Origin of the sequence: Streptomyces sp. NPDC085931, assembly GCF_044540565.1 — a bacterium.
In the GTDB taxonomy this organism is placed as follows: Bacteria; Actinomycetota; Actinomycetes; order Streptomycetales; family Streptomycetaceae; genus Streptomyces.
The window spans coordinates 83,637-99,141 of the sequence record NZ_JBITSK010000010.1; the positions used below are offsets into that span (position 1 = coordinate 83,637).

General features: G+C 71.4%; 14 protein-coding genes. 7 read left to right on the forward strand and 7 right to left on the reverse strand.

From position 1 onward, the window contains the following. Positions 1–11: 11 nt before the first annotated feature. The 3 genes from ACIGAN_RS22140 to ACIGAN_RS22150 form a co-directional block, all read right to left on the reverse strand. The gene (locus ACIGAN_RS22140) at positions 12–920 is read right to left on the reverse strand and encodes a sugar ABC transporter permease (RefSeq protein ID WP_365086737.1); all 909 of its coding nucleotides are present in this window, start codon (positions 918–920) and stop codon (positions 12–14) included. Positions 921–934: 14 nt separating this feature from the next. After that, on the reverse strand, positions 935–1,939 hold the full coding sequence (locus ACIGAN_RS22145; protein ID WP_309096290.1) for a carbohydrate ABC transporter permease: 1,005 nt from the start codon (positions 1,937–1,939) through the stop codon (positions 935–937). A 118-nt stretch (positions 1,940–2,057) separates the two neighbouring features. Next, positions 2,058–3,326: an extracellular solute-binding protein gene (locus ACIGAN_RS22150; RefSeq protein ID WP_365737804.1), complete on the reverse strand. Its 1,269-nt coding sequence runs from the start codon at positions 3,324–3,326 to the stop codon at positions 2,058–2,060. 400 nt (positions 3,327–3,726) lie between these two features. Between ACIGAN_RS22150 and ACIGAN_RS22155 the strand changes: the two genes are divergently transcribed. Beyond that, complete coding sequence (locus ACIGAN_RS22155) at positions 3,727–4,761, forward strand: LacI family DNA-binding transcriptional regulator (RefSeq protein WP_365086743.1); 1,035 nt, start codon at positions 3,727–3,729, stop codon at positions 4,759–4,761. Between the two features lie 93 nt (positions 4,762–4,854). Further along, positions 4,855–5,718 (forward strand): phosphatase PAP2 family protein, encoded by an 864-nt coding sequence (locus tag ACIGAN_RS22160; RefSeq protein WP_399859788.1) that lies wholly within the window; start codon positions 4,855–4,857, stop codon positions 5,716–5,718. Here ACIGAN_RS22160 and ACIGAN_RS22165 read toward each other — a convergent pair. Beyond that, the gene (locus ACIGAN_RS22165) at positions 5,697–8,705 is read right to left on the reverse strand and encodes a bifunctional [glutamine synthetase] adenylyltransferase/[glutamine synthetase]-adenylyl-L-tyrosine phosphorylase (protein ID WP_399859791.1); all 3,009 of its coding nucleotides are present in this window, start codon (positions 8,703–8,705) and stop codon (positions 5,697–5,699) included. The genes ACIGAN_RS22160 and ACIGAN_RS22165 overlap by 22 nt on opposite strands. 331 nt (positions 8,706–9,036) lie before the next feature. Between ACIGAN_RS22165 and ACIGAN_RS22170 the strand changes: the two genes are divergently transcribed. After that, entirely contained in the window at positions 9,037–9,486 is a 450-nt protein-coding gene (locus ACIGAN_RS22170) for a VOC family protein (RefSeq protein ID WP_365737798.1), read from the forward strand. A gap of 126 nt (positions 9,487–9,612) precedes the next feature. After that, complete coding sequence (locus tag ACIGAN_RS22175; protein ID WP_399859794.1) at positions 9,613–10,239, forward strand: glyoxalase; 627 nt, start codon at positions 9,613–9,615, stop codon at positions 10,237–10,239. A 55-nt stretch (positions 10,240–10,294) separates the two neighbouring features. On the opposite strand, the gene ACIGAN_RS22180 is transcribed toward ACIGAN_RS22175, so the two are convergent. After that, positions 10,295–10,501, reverse strand: a complete 207-nt coding sequence (locus tag ACIGAN_RS22180) for a hypothetical protein (protein ID WP_365737794.1) — start codon at positions 10,499–10,501, stop codon at positions 10,295–10,297. 12 nt (positions 10,502–10,513) lie between these two features. Further along, a complete protein-coding gene (gene glnA / locus ACIGAN_RS22185; protein WP_094056627.1) occupies positions 10,514–11,875 on the reverse strand; it encodes a type I glutamate--ammonia ligase in 1,362 nt (453 codons plus the stop codon). Positions 11,876–12,167: 292 nt separating this feature from the next. Here glnA and ACIGAN_RS22190 point away from each other — a divergent pair, with 292 nt between their 5' ends. Then, entirely contained in the window at positions 12,168–13,355 is a 1,188-nt protein-coding gene (locus ACIGAN_RS22190) for a globin domain-containing protein (RefSeq protein ID WP_399859797.1), read from the forward strand. A 140-nt stretch (positions 13,356–13,495) separates the two neighbouring features. On the opposite strand, the gene ACIGAN_RS22195 is transcribed toward ACIGAN_RS22190, so the two are convergent. Next, entirely contained in the window at positions 13,496–13,951 is a 456-nt protein-coding gene (locus ACIGAN_RS22195) for an RrF2 family transcriptional regulator (protein ID WP_365737790.1), read from the reverse strand. A gap of 187 nt (positions 13,952–14,138) precedes the next feature. Here ACIGAN_RS22195 and ACIGAN_RS22200 point away from each other — a divergent pair, with 187 nt between their 5' ends. Beyond that, positions 14,139–14,804 (forward strand): DUF3105 domain-containing protein, encoded by a 666-nt coding sequence (locus tag ACIGAN_RS22200; protein WP_365086824.1) that lies wholly within the window; start codon positions 14,139–14,141, stop codon positions 14,802–14,804. Next, a complete protein-coding gene (locus tag ACIGAN_RS22205; RefSeq protein WP_399859800.1) occupies positions 14,801–15,421 on the forward strand; it encodes a DUF305 domain-containing protein in 621 nt (206 codons plus the stop codon). The genes ACIGAN_RS22200 and ACIGAN_RS22205 overlap by 4 nt, the downstream gene beginning before the upstream one ends. Positions 15,422–15,505 lie beyond the last annotated feature (84 nt).

Below are 15,505 nucleotides of genomic sequence, written 5' to 3' on the forward strand. Positions count from 1 at the left end.
AAGGGCCCGGGTCACCCCTTGGTGCCGCCGGCGGTGAGCCCGGTCACCAGGTTCTTCTGCACGAGGTAGAAGAAGACGGCGGCCGGTATCGCGATCAGCACCGCCGTCGCGGCCATCAGGTTGCGCTGTGCGTCGTGCTCGCTGACGAACGTCTGCAGACCGACGGCGAAGGTGTACTTGTCGTCGCTCAGCATGAACGTCGAGGCGAAGGCGACCTCACCGAAGGCCGTGAGGAAGCTGTAGAACGCGGCGACCGCGAGTCCGGGCTTGGCGAGCGGCAGGATGAGCCGCGCGAACGTGCCGAAGGGGGTCAGCCCGTCGACGCGCCCGGCCTCGTCGATCTCGAACGGGATGGTGTCGAAATAGCCCTTCATCAGCCAGGCGCAGTACGGCACGATCGTCGTGCAGTTGACAAGGATGAGACCAAGGTAGCTGTCGATGAGCTGCAGATCCGAGAGGATCTGGTACATCGGCACGATCAGTACCGCGATGGGGAACATCTGGGTGACGAGCAGCACCCACATCAGCTTCCGGTAACCCGGGAACCGCATGCGGGAGACCGCGTAGCCGGTGGACGCGGCGACGACGACACCGATCAGCGTCGTGCCCAGCACCACGACCAGCGTGCTCTTCAGCCAGTCGAAGAAGCTGGTGTCCTGCAGGACGAACGCGTAGTTGTCGAACGTCATCTTGCCCCAGATGCGCCCGGGGTGCAGATAGTCGTCCTTGTCCGGTCCGAGGGACAGGAAGAACAGCCAGGCGACCGGGAAGAGCGCGGTCAGGCTCGCGACGATCAGCACGGCGTGCGAGGCGAGGGACGCCGCGCGGCTCTGCTCGCCGCGCCGGCGCGTCCGGCCCTGGGTCTTCGCGGGGCGCCGCTCGGCCGGCGGGGCGGGGGTCTCGACGGTGGTCGTACTCATTTCGGACTCCTGCCTCAGATCGCGAGTTGCTGGTCGTTACGGTTCAGCCAGCGGCGGTAGAAGGAGGTGAAGACGATCAGGATCGACAGCAGCAGGATCCCGTAGGCGGCGGACTGGGCGTAGTCGCGCGGCTGCTGCCCGAAGCCCAGCTGGTAGGCCCAGGTGACGAGGATCTGCGCGTCGGGGGCGGTGTTGCCGAACAGCAGGAAGATGATGGCGAACTGGTTGAACGTCCAGATGACGCCGAGCAGGACGACCGTGGTGCTGACCGAGCGCAGGCCGGGCAGGGTGACGTAGCGGAAGCGCTGCCAGGCGCTCGCGCCGTCCATCTCGGAGGCCTCGTACAGGCTCGCGTCGATCGACTGCAGGCCGCCGAGGAGCGAGACCATCATGAACGGCACGCCGCACCAGGTGTTCACCATGATCGCGGAGAACCGCTGCCAGAAGGTGTCCTCCAGCCACGACGGCGTCGGCAGGTGCAGGAACTCCAGGCCGCTGTTGATGATGCCGCCGTCGGCGAGCATGAACCGCCAGCCGAACACGGTGACGAAGGTCGGCACCGCCCAGGGCAGCACCAGGATCATGCGGTACAGGGTGCGGCCGCGCAGCTTCTGGTTGAGCAGCAGGGCGAGGCCGAGTCCGATGCCGTAGTGCAGGGTGACGCAGGCCGCGGTCCAGAAGATCGTCCACAGGAAGTGCGACCAGAAGCGGTCGTAGGACGTCGGGCCCCACAGGATGTCGGCGTAGTTGTCCAGGCCGATGAACTTGTAGGTGGCGTCGATCTCGTTGACGCCGATCGTGCGGGCGGTGTTCAGGCTGGTGGCGTCGGTGAGGGTGAGGTACAGGCCGTACCCGAGCGGGTACAGCACGAGGACGCCGAGGACGATCGCCACCGGGGCGACCATCGCGTAGGCGTACCAGTGCTTGTTCAGGCCGTTCCTCAGCCGCTGCACCGGTCCGGGCCGTGGTTCCCGCTCACCGCGCCGCTTGCCGGTCGCTCGGTCGATGGCGACTGTCATGGTTCGACACCTTCTGGAAGTTCAAGGAGGTCACGGAGGGCTGCCCGGTTCGAGGCGCGGGCCGGTGGCCGCCGGATCCCCTCCCCCTTGACCGGGGGACCCGGCGGCCACGCGGCGGTCACTTGCTGTAGTCGGGCACCAGCTTGGCGATGGCGGTCTCGGCGTTGCCGAGGCCCTTGTCCAGGGACACCTTGCCGCTCGCGATCTTCAGCAGCTCGTCGTCGAGCGGGGTCCACAGGGAGCTGTACTCGGGCAGGGCCGGGCGCGGCTGGGCCGCGGACAGCACGCTCTGGAAGCCGGCGATGCCCGGGTCGGACTTGACCTTCGCGGTGTAGGCGTCCTCGCGCGTGGGCAGCGTGGAGTTCTTCAGCGCGATGGTCTCCTGGGCCTTGGCCGAGGTCATGAACTTCACGAACTTCAGCGAGGCCTCCTGGTGGGCCTTGTCCGAGCCCGCGTACACCGAGAGGTTGTGGCCGCCGGTCGGGGCGCCCGCCTTGCCGGTGGAGCCGGCCGGGACGGTGGCGATGCCGAGGTTGTTCTTGTCCTTGAACGCCGCGCCCTTGTAGAAGTTCGTGATCTCCCACGGGCCCTGGACGATCGAGGCGACCTTGCCGCTGACGAAGGCCTCCTGGATGTGGGCGTAGGCGTCGGCGGTGGTGTCGGCCTTGTGCAGGCCCTTGCCCTTGAACAGACCCTGCCAGGTGCCGTAGGCCTTCTTGGCCTCGGGCGAGGTGACGGTGATCTTCTTGGCGTCGACGTCGACGGTGTCGGTGCCCTCGCCGTAGAGGAAGGACTGGGCGTAGTAGGCCTGGGTGGAGCCCCAGTAGCCGTCGACGCCGGTCTTGTCCTTGATGGTGGCGGCGGCCTTCTTCAGCTCGTCCCAGGTCTTGGGCGCCTCGACGCCGGCCTTGGCGAACAGTTCCTTGTTGTAGACGAGGGCGAGGGTGTCCGTGGTGAAGGGGACGCCGTAGGTCTTGCCCTCGTACGTGGCCTGCTCGATCAGGCTGGGCTGGAACTTGTCCTTCTCGGCGAGGGCCTCGGTGCCGTCCAGCGGCGCGAAGAAGCCCTTCTTGGCGAAGGCGGGGGTCCAGCCCACCTCGGAGCGCAGCACGTCGGGGGCGCCCTTGGAACCGGCGGCGGTGTCGAACTTGTTCTGCGCCTGATCGAAGGGGACGTTGACGTACTTGACCTTGATGTCCTTGTTGGCGGCCTCGAACTCCTTGACCAGGGCCTGGTACGTCGGCGCCTCGTTGGTCGCGTTGGAGGTGTCCCACCAGGTGATGGTGACCGGACCGCCGGCCTCGTCGCCGCTGTCGCTTCCGCCGCAGGCCGTCGCCGCCAGGGCGAGGGACGCCACCAGCGCGGTGGCCGCTATGCCACGCCGCATGAGTTCTCCTTGAGGGTGAAGCCCGTTTCGTGCTGCCGACTGCGCCGTTGGCGGCCGGGCGTCGGTGACATTAACGTCGTCGCAACGTGTTGCGAAAGACCTTGCAGCAAAAAGTTGCAAGAGGTGCGGATGGTTATCCCGCCGTGACCTCCCCTCGATCGCCCCGAGCCCTTGATCGGCCTGGATTTCCGGCTGTTCGGCGGGGAGTCGGACAGTTGTGCAAGACTCTGCAAGCACTTGCCATCCGTGTCCGCCGGGGGAATCATCCGTTGCGGAGCGGACGCCGACACGACTTCAGGGGACCGCGATGACCAAGCAACCCGCAGCGGGCCGCGCGCCGGCCCGCACCCGGCGTCCCGTCGGTGTGCAAGCAGAAGTCCGGCCGCTACAGTCCAGTGCTGTGACCACACGGCTTGCGGACATCGCTTTGCAGGCGGGGGTGAGCGAAGCGACCGTCAGCCGCGTCCTCAACGGGAAGCCGGGCGTCGCCGCCACGACCCGCCAGTCCGTGCTGGCCGCCCTCGACGTGCTGGGCTACGAGCGCCCGGTGCGGCTGCGCCAGCGCAGCGAGGGCCTGGTCGGCCTGATCACCCCGGAGCTGGAGAACCCGATCTTCCCGGCCCTGGCCCAGGTCATCGGCCAGGCACTGACGCGGCAGGGTTACACGCCCGTGCTCGCCACCCAGACCCCGGGCGGCTCGACCGAGGACGAGCTGACCGAGATGCTGGTGGACCGCGGGGTCGCCGGCATCATCTACGTCTCCGGGCTGCACGCGGACACCACGGCCGACATGCAGCGCTACGACCGGCTGCGCGCGCAGGGCGTGCCCTACGTGCTGGTGGACGGTTTCTCGCCGAAGGTGCAGGCGCCGTTCATCTCCCCCGACGACCGCGCGGCGATGAGCCTGGCCGTGACGCACCTGGCGTCCCTGGGGCACACGCGGATCGGGCTGGCGCTCGGGCCCAAGCGGTTCGTGCCCGTGCAGCGCAAGATCGAGGGGTTCGTGCGGGCGGTGCAGGAGCAGTTGGGCCTGCCCGCCGAGACGGTCGAGTCGCAGCTGGTGCAGCACTCGCTCTACACGCTGGAGGGCGGCCAGGCCGCCGCCACCGCCCTGATCGAGCGGGACTGCACGGCCGTGGTGTGCGCCAGCGACATGATGGCGCTGGGCGCGATCCGGGCGGCCCGGCAGCACGGTCTGGACGTGCCGAAGGACATCTCCGTGGTCGGCTTCGACGACTCCCCGCTGATCGCCTTCACCGACCCGCCGCTGACGACCATCCGCAAGCCGGTCCCGGCCATGGGCCAGGCGGCCGTGCGCACGTTGCTGGAGGAGATCGGCGGAACGCCCGCGCCGCACAGCGAGTTCGTGTTCATGCCGGAGCTGGTGGTGCGCGGTTCGACCGCATCGGCGCCCGGGGAGCGTGCGCGGTCGTGAGGCGCGCGGCCTGATCTCGCCGTAGAACATGCGGCTCCGGCCGGGCCGCGGGATGATCGGTGGGGAAGTCCTTTTCTGGCAGACTTTGTGCCTATGGGTGACGCGACCGTGACGCAGCCGGAGGGCCTGGAGGCGGCCCTCCCGCCCCCCGTTGCGGCCGAGCCGGGACCGCGGACGCTGCGCCGGCTGCGCACCCCGCGCCGGCCCCGCTTCTGGTTCGAGATCCTGCTGATCGCGGTGAGTTACTGGACGTACTCACTCGTCCGCAACGCCGTGCCCGAGCAGCGGGCCGAGGCGCTGCGCAACGCCGACTGGATCTGGCAGGCCGAGCACCGGCTGGGCATCGCCGTCGAGGAGTCGGTCAACCATGCCGTGAACTCGGTGACTTGGCTGATCATCGGCATGAACTACTACTACGCGACGCTGCACTTCGTGGTCACGCTGGGTGTGCTGGTGTGGCTGTACCGCCGCCATCCCGGCCGGTACGCGGCGACCCGGCTGGTGCTGTTCTCGACCACCGCCGTCGCCCTGGTCGGCTACTACCTGTATCCGCTGGCGCCCCCGCGGCTGATGACCGGCGGCGGCTTCGTCGACACGGTCATGGTCCACCAGACCTGGGGCTCGATGGCGTCCGGCGATCTGAAGAACATGTCCAACCAGTACGCCGCGATGCCGTCGATGCACATCGGCTGGTCGGTGTGGTGCGGTCTGACGATCTTCGCGCTGGCGTCGGTCCCGTGGGTGCGGGTGCTGGGGCTGCTGTACCCGGCGCTGACCCTGGTGGTGATCGTCGCCACGGCCAACCACTTCTGGCTGGACGCGGTCGGCGGCGTGCTGTGCCTGGCGTTCGGGTTCGCGGTGGCCCGGGTCTGGTACGGCACGCTGCCGTACGCCCTGCCGAAGCGGGTGCCGCAGCGGAAGCCGGCCCGGCCAGCTCAGCGCTCGGCCACCCCGTAGAACAGCTCCTCCACCACGCCCCGCGCCCGGCGGGCGGTGCGCCGGTAGGCGTCCAGCATGTCGCCGACGTGGCCCGGGTTGTGGCCCAGGTACCGGCCGACGGCGGCCAGTTCGCGCGGGTCGGAGGGGAAGGTGTCGCCGGCCCGGCCGCGCACCAGCATCACCGCGTTGCGGACCCGGGTGGCCAGGACCCAGGCCTCGTCGAGCGTCGCGGCGTCCTCGTCCGTGATGAGCCCGGCCGACCGGGCGGCGGCCAGGGCCTCGCGGGTGCGGGTGGTGCGCAGCCCCGGTTCCCGGGCGGCGTGCCGCAGCTGCAGCAGCTGTACGGTCCACTCCACGTCCGACAGCCCGCCCGGCCCGAGCTTGGCGTGCAGCTTGGGATCGGCGCCGCGCGGCAGCCGCTCCCGCTCCATGCGCGCCTTCAGCCGCCTGATCTCGCGCACGGCCTCGTCGCCGAGCCCGTCCGCCGGGTAGCGCAGCGGGTCGATCAGCTCGATGAAGCGGCGGCCCAGGTCCGCATCCCCGGCGACCGGCTCGGCCCGCAGCAGGGCGTGCGACTCCCAGGTCAGCGACCACCGGCGGTAGTACGCCGCGTACGAGGTGAGCGTGCGCACCAGCGGCCCGGACTTGCCCTCCGGGCGCAGGTCGGCGTCGATGAGCAGGGGCGGGTCGGCGCTGGGGATCTGCAGCAGGCGGCGCATCTCGGAGACGACCTTGTTCGCCGCCTGGGACGCCTCCCGCTCGTCGACGCCGTCGCGCGGTTCGTGCACGAACAGCACGTCCGCGTCGGAGCCGTAGCCCAGTTCGTGGCCGCCGAACCGGCCCATGGCGATGATCGCGAAGCGGGTGGGCAGCTCGTCGCCCCAGCCGTCCCGGACGACCGCGCGGAGCGTGCCGGCGAGGGTCGCGGCGGTCAGGTCGGACACCGCCGTCCCGACCCGGTCCACCAGGGCGCCCTGGTCGGCCTCGGCGGGCTGCTCCTCGGTGCCGTAGGAGCCGACGATGTCGGCGGCGGCCGTGCGGAACAGCTCCCGGCGGCGCACCCCGCGCGCGGCCGTGACGGCCTGGGCGGCCCCGTCCGCCCGGTTCACCGCGGCGAGTACCTCCTGCTCCAGATGGGCGCGCGGGCGGGGCGAGAGGCCGCCGCCGTCCCCGTCGCCGAGCAGCGCGACCGCCTCGGGCGCGCGCATCAGCAGGTCGGGGGCGAGGCGGCCGGCCGACAGCACCCGGGCGAGGTTCTGCGCGGCGGCGCCCTCGTCCCGCAGCAGCCGCAGGTACCAGGGCGTCTTGCCGAGGGCGTCGGAGACCTTGCGGAAGTTGAGCAGGCCCGCGTCCGGGTCGGCGGAGTCGGCGAACCAGCCGAGCAGCACGGGCAGCAGGGTGCGCTGGATGGCGGCCTTGCGGGTGACGCCGGAGGCCAGCGCCTCCAGGTGCCGCAGGGCGGAGGCCGGGTCGGCGTAGCCGAGGGCGACCATGCGTTCCCGGGCGGCCTCGGCGCTGAGCCGGGCCTCGCCGGTGGCGAGCTGGGCGACCGCGTCGAGCAGCGGCCGGTAGAACAGCTTCTCGTGCAGCCGGCGTACGACGGTGGCGTGCCGCCGCCACTCGCGGAGCAGGTCGGCGACCGGGTCGGTGCGCAGGCCCAGGGAGCGGCCGATGCGGCGCAGCTCCGCCTCGTCCTCCGGCACGAGGTGGGTCCGCCGCAGCCGGAACAGCTGGATGCGGTGCTCCAGGGTGCGCAGGAAGCGGTAGGCCTCGTCGAGCTGCGCGGCGTCGGAGCGGCCGACGTAGCCGCCGGCGGCGAGGGCCTTGAGCGCGTCGAGGGTCGTGCCGCTGCGCAGGGAGGGGTCGGTGCGGCCGTGCACCAGCTGCAGCAGCTGCACGGCGAACTCGACGTCCCTCAGGCCGCCCGGGCCCAGCTTCAGCTGGCGGTCGACCTCGGCGGCGGGGATGTTCTCCACGACGCGGCGGCGCATCTTCTGCACGTCGGAGACGAAGTTCTCGCGCTCGGCGGCCTTCCACACCAGCGGCTGGACGGCGTCGACGTACTCCGCGCCGAGGTCGAGGTCGCCGGCGACCGGGCGGGCCTTGAGCAGCGCCTGGAACTCCCAGGTCTTGGCCCAGCGCTGGTAGTAGGCGAGGTGGCTGGCGAGGGTGCGCACCAGCGGGCCGTTGCGGCCCTCGGGGCGGAGGTTGGCGTCGACGGGCCAGATGGAGCCCTCGACGGTGGTCTCCGAGCAGATCCGCATCATGTGCGAGGCGAGCCGGGTCGCGGCCCGGATCGCCTTGGTCTCGTCCGCCCCCTCGACGGCCTCGCCGACGAAGATGACGTCGACGTCGGAGACGTAGTTCAGCTCGTGGCCGCCGCACTTGCCCATCGCGATGACGGCGAGCCGGCACAGGGCGGCGTCCTCGGGCGCGGCGGCCCGGGCCAGGCCGAGGGCGGCGCGCAGGGTGGCGGTGGCGAGGTCGGCCAGCTCGGCGGCGGACTCGGCGACCCCGGTCGTGCCGCACACGTCGCGGGCGGCGATGGACAGCAGGCAGCGCCGGTAGGCGACGCGCAGCGAGACCGGGTCGTCGGCCGGTGCGAGGCCGGCCTCGAACTCCGCCACCCCGGGGTGCAGGTCCCGCGCCTCGTAGGTCACGAGGGCCTGCCAGTCGTCCGGGTGCCGGGTGAGGTGGTCGGCGAGGGCGGTGGAGGCGCCGAGGACACCGAGGAGCCGGTCGCGCAGCGGCTTGGCCGAGATCAGCGTGTCGAGCAGCTCCCGGCGGGCGCCCGGGTGCGGCTGGGCCTCCAGCAGCCGGACGAGGCCGAGCAGCGCGAGATCGGGGTCGGCGGTCGCGCCCAGCGCGTCCAGCAGCACCGGGTCGTCGCGCAAGGGCGCGAGCTCGACGCTGTCCAGGAGCCGCTCGGCGGCGGAGGCGTCGGTGAAGCCGTGCCGCAGCAGCCGTGTGAAGGTACTGCTCCTGCGCCCCGGGGCCGCCGTCATCCGGGCCTCCCTCGCACTGTTTCCGGACCTGCATCGGATCAAGGTCGTACGGCTTCGAGCCTAACGGCAGGGCCCGGGTCAGCGCCGATGAGTTCGGCAGGCGGCCGGAGTCCGCACGGGGGAGGGCCCGGGTCGGGAGGACCTCGTGGAGAGCCCAGCCACCACGGCGCGGGGCGCGCGGCCGTCTACTCGGTGGCGCCGCGTACGGTTTTCGGCTTCGGTGAGGGAGAGCCGTTCAGCCAGACACGGTGGCGTTCGACTGACGCCCGGTGCCTGGTCCGGGTGCCGACCGGCGCCTGGTCGCGGTATCGCCCGACGAAGGAGTCACGCCGTGGACATCACCCTCGAAGTCATCCCGCTGCCCGTGACCGACATCGACCGGGCCCGGGACTTCTACCGGGACAGGGTCGGCTTCCACGTGGACATCGACCAGGAGGTCATGCCCGGGATGCGGATCGTCCAGCTGACCCCGCCGGGTTCCGGCTGTTCGATCGCCCTCGGCGACTCGCTGTGGGAGATGACCCCGGGCCCCACCCCGGCCCCCGGGTCCTACCAGGGTCTGCAGCTGTGCGTGGCCGACATCGAGGCGGCGCACGCCGAGTTCGTCGCCCGCGGCCTGGACATCTCGGAGCCGGTCCGGTACGCCCCGGACGACGGCGCCACCTTCATGCACTTCCGGGACCCGGACGGCAACGGCTGGGCGGTGCAGGAGTACCGCAGGCGGGCGACGGAACCGCTGCACCAGCTGCTGGCGAACCAGAAGCGGCAGCGGGAGGCCTGACCGGCCGCGGTGGGGGGAGACCTGACCGGCCGCGGCAGCGGGAGGCCTGACCGGCCGCGGTGGGGGCGATCGGACCGGTCAGGAATCGAGAAGCCGGAAGCCCGGGGCGCGGCTAGCGTCGAAGGCATGACCTCCCTCGCATGCGTCATCCTCGAAGTGGACGATCCGGCCGCCGCCGAACGCTTCTACGGCATCGCCTTCGGCCTGGGCGGGCAGGTGCGCCTGCGGGCCTCGCAGGCGCCGTCGACCGGTTTCCGCGGCTTCACGCTGTCCCTGGTGACCTCCCAGCCTGGCAACGTCGACGCCCTCGTCGACGCGGCCGTGGCGGCCGGTGCCACGGTGCTCAAGCCCGCCGCCAGGTCCCTGTGGGGCTACGGCGGCGTGGTGCGGGCCCCGGACGGCACGATCTGGCAGCTCGCCTCGTCGTCGAAGAAGGACTCCGGCCCGGCCGGGCCGGAGTTCGACGAGATCGTGCTGCTGCTCGGCGTCGAGGACGTGAGGGCCACCAAGCGGTTCTACGTCGAGCACGGCCTGGCCGTGGCCAAGAGCTTCGGCGGCAAGTACGTCGAGTTCGAGACCGGGCCGGGCCCCGTGAAGCTGTCGCTGTACAAGCGCCGCGGCCTGGCGAAGGTCGCCGGCGTCTCCCCCGACGGCACGGGCTCCCACCGCCTCGTCATCGGCGGCGACGCGGGGGCGTTCACGGACCCGGACGGCTTCGTCTGGGAGGCGGTGCCGCAGACGGCATCACTGTGAGCGGAGGCCGACGCTCCCCGGCCGGCCTCCACCGGGCCGGAGAGCACGTCGGTCCTCACCGGCCGCCCGACCTGATCCAGGGCCACTTGACGACGCACACCACGACGGGCGCGACGAGCACGGCGAGCAGCCACAGGCCCACGCTCGCCGGAGAGTAGACGTAGTGCCGCCACCGCTCCGGCAGGGGCGACGGCGCGAGGAGAAGCGCGATCAGGGCGGCCCATGTGCCCAGCACCGCCGCCGCCATGCGTACCGCGACCACCCCTGCCCGCCCCTACAGCGCCGGAAGGTTCTTCCGCAGCTCGAAGGCGGTGACCTCCGAGCGGTACTCCTCCCACTCCTGGCGCTTGTTGCGCAGGAAGAAGTCGAAGACGTGCTCGCCGAGGGTCTCGGCGACCAGGTCGCTGCGTTCCATCAGGGTCAGGGCCTCGCCCAGGTTCTGCGGGAGCGGCTCGATGCCCATCGCGCGGCGCTCCGCGTCGGACAGGGCCCAGACGTCGTCCTCGGCGCCCGGCGGGAGCTCGTAGCCCTCCTCGATGCCCTTGAGGCCCGCGGCGAGCAGGACGGCGTAGGCGAGGTAGGGGTTCGCGCCGGAGTCCAGGGAGCGGACCTCGACCCGGGCCGAGCCCGTCTTGCCGGGCTTGTACATCGGGACCCGGACCAGCGCCGAGCGGTTGTTGTGGCCCCAGCAGATGTACGACGGCGCCTCGCCGCCCGCGCCCGCCGTGCGCTCCGCGCCGCCCCAGATGCGCTTGTAGGAGTTGACCCACTGGTTGGTGACCGCGGAGACCTCCGCCGCGTGCCGCAGCAGGCCCGCGATGAAGGAGCGGCCCACCTTGGACAGCTGGTACTCCGAGCCCGACTCGTAGAACGCGTTGCGGTCGCCCTCGAAGAGGGAGAGGTGGGTGTGCATGCCGGAGCCCGGGTGCTCGGAGAACGGCTTCGGCATGAACGTGGCGTGCACGCCCTGCTCCAGCGCCACCTGCTTCATGACCAGGCGGAACGTCATGACGTTGTCGGCCGTGGAGAGCGCGTCGGCGTAGCGGAGGTCGATCTCCTGCTGGCCGGGCGCGCCCTCGTGGTGGGAGAACTCGACCGAGATGCCCATCGACTCCAGCATCGTGATGGCCTGGCGGCGGAAGTCCATGCCGACGTTGGTCGGGGTGTGGTCGAAGTAGCCGGAGTTGTCGGCCGGGGTGGGGCGGGAGCCGTCCAGGGGGCGGTCCTTGAGCAGGAAGAACTCGATCTCCGGGTGGGTGTAGAACGTGAAGCCCAGGTCGGAGGCGCGGGCCAGGGCGCGCTTGAGCACGTAGCGCGGGTCGGCGAAGGACGGGGAGCCGTCCGGCATGAGGATGTCGCAGAACATGCGCGCCGTGCCCGGGGCCTCGGCGCGCCAGGGCAGGATCTGGAAGGTCGACGGGTCCGGCTTGGCGATCATGTCGGACTCGTAGACCCGGGCGAAGCCCTCGATCGCGGAGCCGTCGAAGCCGATGCCCTCGTCGAAGGCCTGTTCCAGTTCGGCCGGGGCCACGGCGACGGACTTGAGGAAGCCCAGCACGTCCGTGAACCACAGGCGTACGAACCGGATGTCGCGCTCCTCCAACGTCCGGAGCACGAACTCCTGCTGCTTGTCCATCTTCCGCTTCCCCATCCTTGCTGGTCAGGCCGCCTGTCTTCCGTACCACGGGAGGCGGTCGGGCACCTGAGCATCCCACCACACGACCGTTTCGTACGCGTTGCGGACCATGATCGCCCGACCGGCGGGGACCGGACGATCCGCGTACCGCGGGTGGACTGCTCCTGAGCCCATAGTGCCTGCTCGTACCGACATCCGTAACGGCCGGTCCGTTTCGCTCCCCCGGGCCTTAATTTGCATCTCAAATGCAACTTTAATTAGCGTGCGCGCAGTCGAGTTGTGAGGAGGCCCGATGCTGTCCGAGCAGTCCGCCACCACCGTCCGCGCCACCCTGCCCGCCGTCGGCGCGGCCCTGGAGACGATCACCGAGCGCTTCTACGCCGGTCTGTTCGCAGCCCACCCGGCGTTGCTGCGCGACCTGTTCAACCGGGGCAACCAGGCCGCCGGCACCCAGCGGCAGGCGCTCGCGGGCTCCATCGCCGCCTTCGCCGCGCACCTGCTGGACCATCCGGAGCAGCGGCCGGACGCGATGCTGCGGCGCATCGCCCACAAACACGCCTCCCTCGGCGTCGCCCCCGAGCAGTACGGCATCGTCCACGAGCACCTGTTCGCCGCCATCGCGGACGTGCTCGGCGAGGCCGTCACCCCCGAGGTCGCCGCCGCCTGGGACGAGGTCTACTGGCTGATGGCGAACGCCCTGATCGCCGTGGAGCGGCGGCTGCACGAGGAGCGCGGCCCGGTCGCCTGGCGGCCGTGGGAGGTCGTCGAGCGGGTCGTCGAGACCCCGGACGTGGTGACGTTCCGGCTGCGGCCCGCCGACGGCGGCCCCGTGCGGGACTTCGCCGCCGGCCAGTACGTCTCCGTCCGCGTCGCCCTGCCGGACGGCGCCCGGCAGATACGGCAGTACAGCCTCTCCGGGGCGCCGGGAGGGGACCTGCGGCAGATCAGCGTGAAGCGCGTGCACGGCGACGGCGCCCCCGACGGCGAGGTCTCCCATCACCTGCACGCGCGCGTGCGCGAAGGCGACGTCCTGGAGCTGTCCGAGGCCTTCGGCGACCTGGTCCTGGACGCCGGCCCCGACACCCCCCTGCTGCTGGCCTCTGCGGGCATCGGCGTCACGCCGATCACCGCGATGCTGGCCCACCTCGCCGGCTCGGGCCACCGCGCCCCGGTCACCGTCGTCCACGGCGACCGCTCGCCCGCCACCCACGCCCTGCGCGCCGACCACGAGTCCTGGGCGGGCAAGCTGCCGGGGGCGGCCCTGCACCTCTGGTACGAGCAGGACGCCCCGGCCGGCGCCCGTACCGGCCTGGTCGACCTCACCGAGGTCCCGGTCGCCCCGGGCACGCGCGCGTACCTGTGCGGCCCGCTGCCGTTCATGCGGGCCGTGCGCACCCAGCTGCTGGCCAAGGGCGTGGCACCGGCCGACATCCACTACGAGGTCTTCGGCCCGGACCTGTGGCTGGCCGGACAGGGCTGACCGCACGCGGGACCGACCGCACGCGGACCACACGCAGGACGGACCGCACGCGGGGCGGCCGCACATGGGGCGGCCGCACATGGGGCGGCCGCACGCCGGGCGGCCGCACGCCGGGCGGCCGCTCATCCGTCGGCAACGGTCTAGGGCCGCCGCTCCTCGGGACGGTCCGGCCGGGAGATCCCCAGCAGCAGGGCCCCGGTCGGCTCCGCCGCGATGTCCGCCACGGTGAGCGGGTCCAGGGAGGCGAAGAACGCCTCCTGGGCCCGGCGCAGGGCGCCGCGCAGGCGGCAGGCGGAGTTCAGGGGGCAGGGGGTCGGGCCCTCGCAGTCGACGACGTCGCCCTCGCCCTCGAAGGCACGGACCACGGCGCCCACCGACGCCGTGCGGCCCCGCTCGGTGAGGGCGAGTCCGCCGCCGCGGCCGCGGCGGGCCGTCAGCAGCCCGCTGTGCTGCAGCTCGGCGACGACCTTCGCCAGGTGGGTGTACGGCACGCCCATGCCGTCGGCGACCTCCCGGGTCGTCGGACTCGACTCGCCGGCGACGGCGAGCCGCATGAGGACCCGCAGGGCGAGGTCGGTGGAGCGCAGCAGCCGCATGCGGGCAGCGTAGGTAAACAGGTACGGGCGGTTCAAATGATCCGGGGCCCGGCCGGCCGGAGCTGTCGGGCAGCTGTCGTTGCCGTATCGATTCGGCCCTTTCCCGCGGCCGCTCTACGAGGGGCCCCGCCTCCCCCATTACGATCAGGCCACCCGACCGTCCCACTTTTCCCCCGAAGGACACCTCATGGGCTCCGCCAAGAAGAGCAACACGGCACGCAAGGCGCGAATAGAGGAGATGCGGCGTGCCGAGCAGGCCCGTGACCGCCGCAACCGGATCCTCACCATCGCGGCCAGCGTCGTGATCGTCGGCGGCCTGGTGGCCGGTGGCGTCGTGCTCGTGCGGTCCCAGTCGGACGGCGGCAGCGGCACCGCGGCGAGCGACTCCTCGGGCAAGGGCAAGTTCGTCACCGGCAAGGACGGCGTGAAGACCTGGGAGGGCAAGCTCTCCCGCAACCACGTCACCAAGGCGGTGAAGTACGCCACCGAGCCGCCGGTCGGCGGCGACCACAATCAGGTGTGGATGAACTGCAACGGCGACGTCTACACCAAGGAGATCAACAACACCAACGCCGTGCACTCGCTGGAGCACGGCGCGGTGTGGGTGACGTACAACGCCGCCGCGAAGAAGGCCGACGTGGACGCGCTCGCGGCGAAGGTGAAGAAGACGCCGTACACGCTGATGAGCCCGATGGACGACCAGAAGGACCCGATCATGCTCTCGGCGTGGGGTCACCAGCGCACGGTGACGGGCGCGGATGACCCGAACGTCGACAAGTTCTTCGAGAAGTTCGTCCAGGGCGAGCAGACCCCCGAGCCGGGTGCCGCCTGCACCAACGGGCTGTCGCAGTGAGGCAGGCCGGTCTGATCGCCGGGGCCGCGGCGACGGCGCTCGTCGCGGCCGGGGCGATCACCTACGCCGTCGCCGGGGACGACGGCGGGAGCACGACCCCCTCCGCCGAGTCCGCCGACGCCGGGTTCGCGCGCGACATGGCGGTGCACCACCAGCAGGCCGTGGAGATGTCGTACATCGTGCGCGACCGCACCGAGGACGAGGAGGTGCGCCGGCTCGCCTACGACATCGCGCAGACACAGGCCAACCAGCGCGGCATGCTGCTGGGCTGGCTCGATCTGTGGGGCCTGCCCAAGGTGTCCTCCGAGCCGCCGATGACCTGGATGGACATGGGCGGCATGGCCTCCGGCAAGGACGGCGCGCTGATGCCGGGCATGGCGACCAACACCGAGATGCGCAAGCTCGGCCGGCTCAGCGGCGAGCAGGCCGAGATCTTCTACCTGCAGCTGATGACGGACCATCACAAGGGCGGCATCCACATGGCCGAGGGCTGTGTGGACAAGTGCGCGGTCGGGGTGGAGAGGCGGCTGGCGCAGGGCATGGTGGACGCGCAGCAGTCGGAGATCGATCTCATGGCGGACCTGCTCAAGGCGCGCGGCGCCGAGCCCCGTTCCTAGGGCGTAAGCCCCATATCGCCCTGTGCGGACGCCCCTTGGGCTCCTCTTGGCCTCCCGAGGGCGCTTCTTGGGGTGCGCATTCCC

What these genes read in the sequence shown, in the direction of transcription:
- ACIGAN_RS22140 (WP_365086737.1), bottom strand. Translation starts at nt 920, where the DNA reads ATGAGTACGACCACCGTCGAGACCCCCGCCCCGCCGGCCGAGCGGCGC.
- ACIGAN_RS22145 (WP_309096290.1), bottom strand. Translation starts at nt 1,939, where the DNA reads ATGACAGTCGCCATCGACCGAGCGACCGGCAAGCGGCGCGGTGAGCGG.
- ACIGAN_RS22150 (WP_365737804.1), bottom strand. Translation starts at nt 3,326, where the DNA reads ATGCGGCGTGGCATAGCGGCCACCGCGCTGGTGGCGTCCCTCGCCCTG.
- ACIGAN_RS22160 (WP_399859788.1), top strand. Translation starts at nt 4,855, where the DNA reads ATGGGTGACGCGACCGTGACGCAGCCGGAGGGCCTGGAGGCGGCCCTC.
- ACIGAN_RS22165 (WP_399859791.1), bottom strand. Translation starts at nt 8,705, where the DNA reads ATGACGGCGGCCCCGGGGCGCAGGAGCAGTACCTTCACACGGCTGCTG.
- ACIGAN_RS22175 (WP_399859794.1), top strand. Translation starts at nt 9,613, where the DNA reads ATGACCTCCCTCGCATGCGTCATCCTCGAAGTGGACGATCCGGCCGCC.
- glnA (WP_094056627.1), bottom strand. Translation starts at nt 11,875, where the DNA reads ATGGACAAGCAGCAGGAGTTCGTGCTCCGGACGTTGGAGGAGCGCGAC.
- ACIGAN_RS22190 (WP_399859797.1), top strand. Translation starts at nt 12,168, where the DNA reads ATGCTGTCCGAGCAGTCCGCCACCACCGTCCGCGCCACCCTGCCCGCC.
- ACIGAN_RS22195 (WP_365737790.1), bottom strand. Translation starts at nt 13,951, where the DNA reads ATGCGGCTGCTGCGCTCCACCGACCTCGCCCTGCGGGTCCTCATGCGG.
- ACIGAN_RS22200 (WP_365086824.1), top strand. Translation starts at nt 14,139, where the DNA reads ATGGGCTCCGCCAAGAAGAGCAACACGGCACGCAAGGCGCGAATAGAG.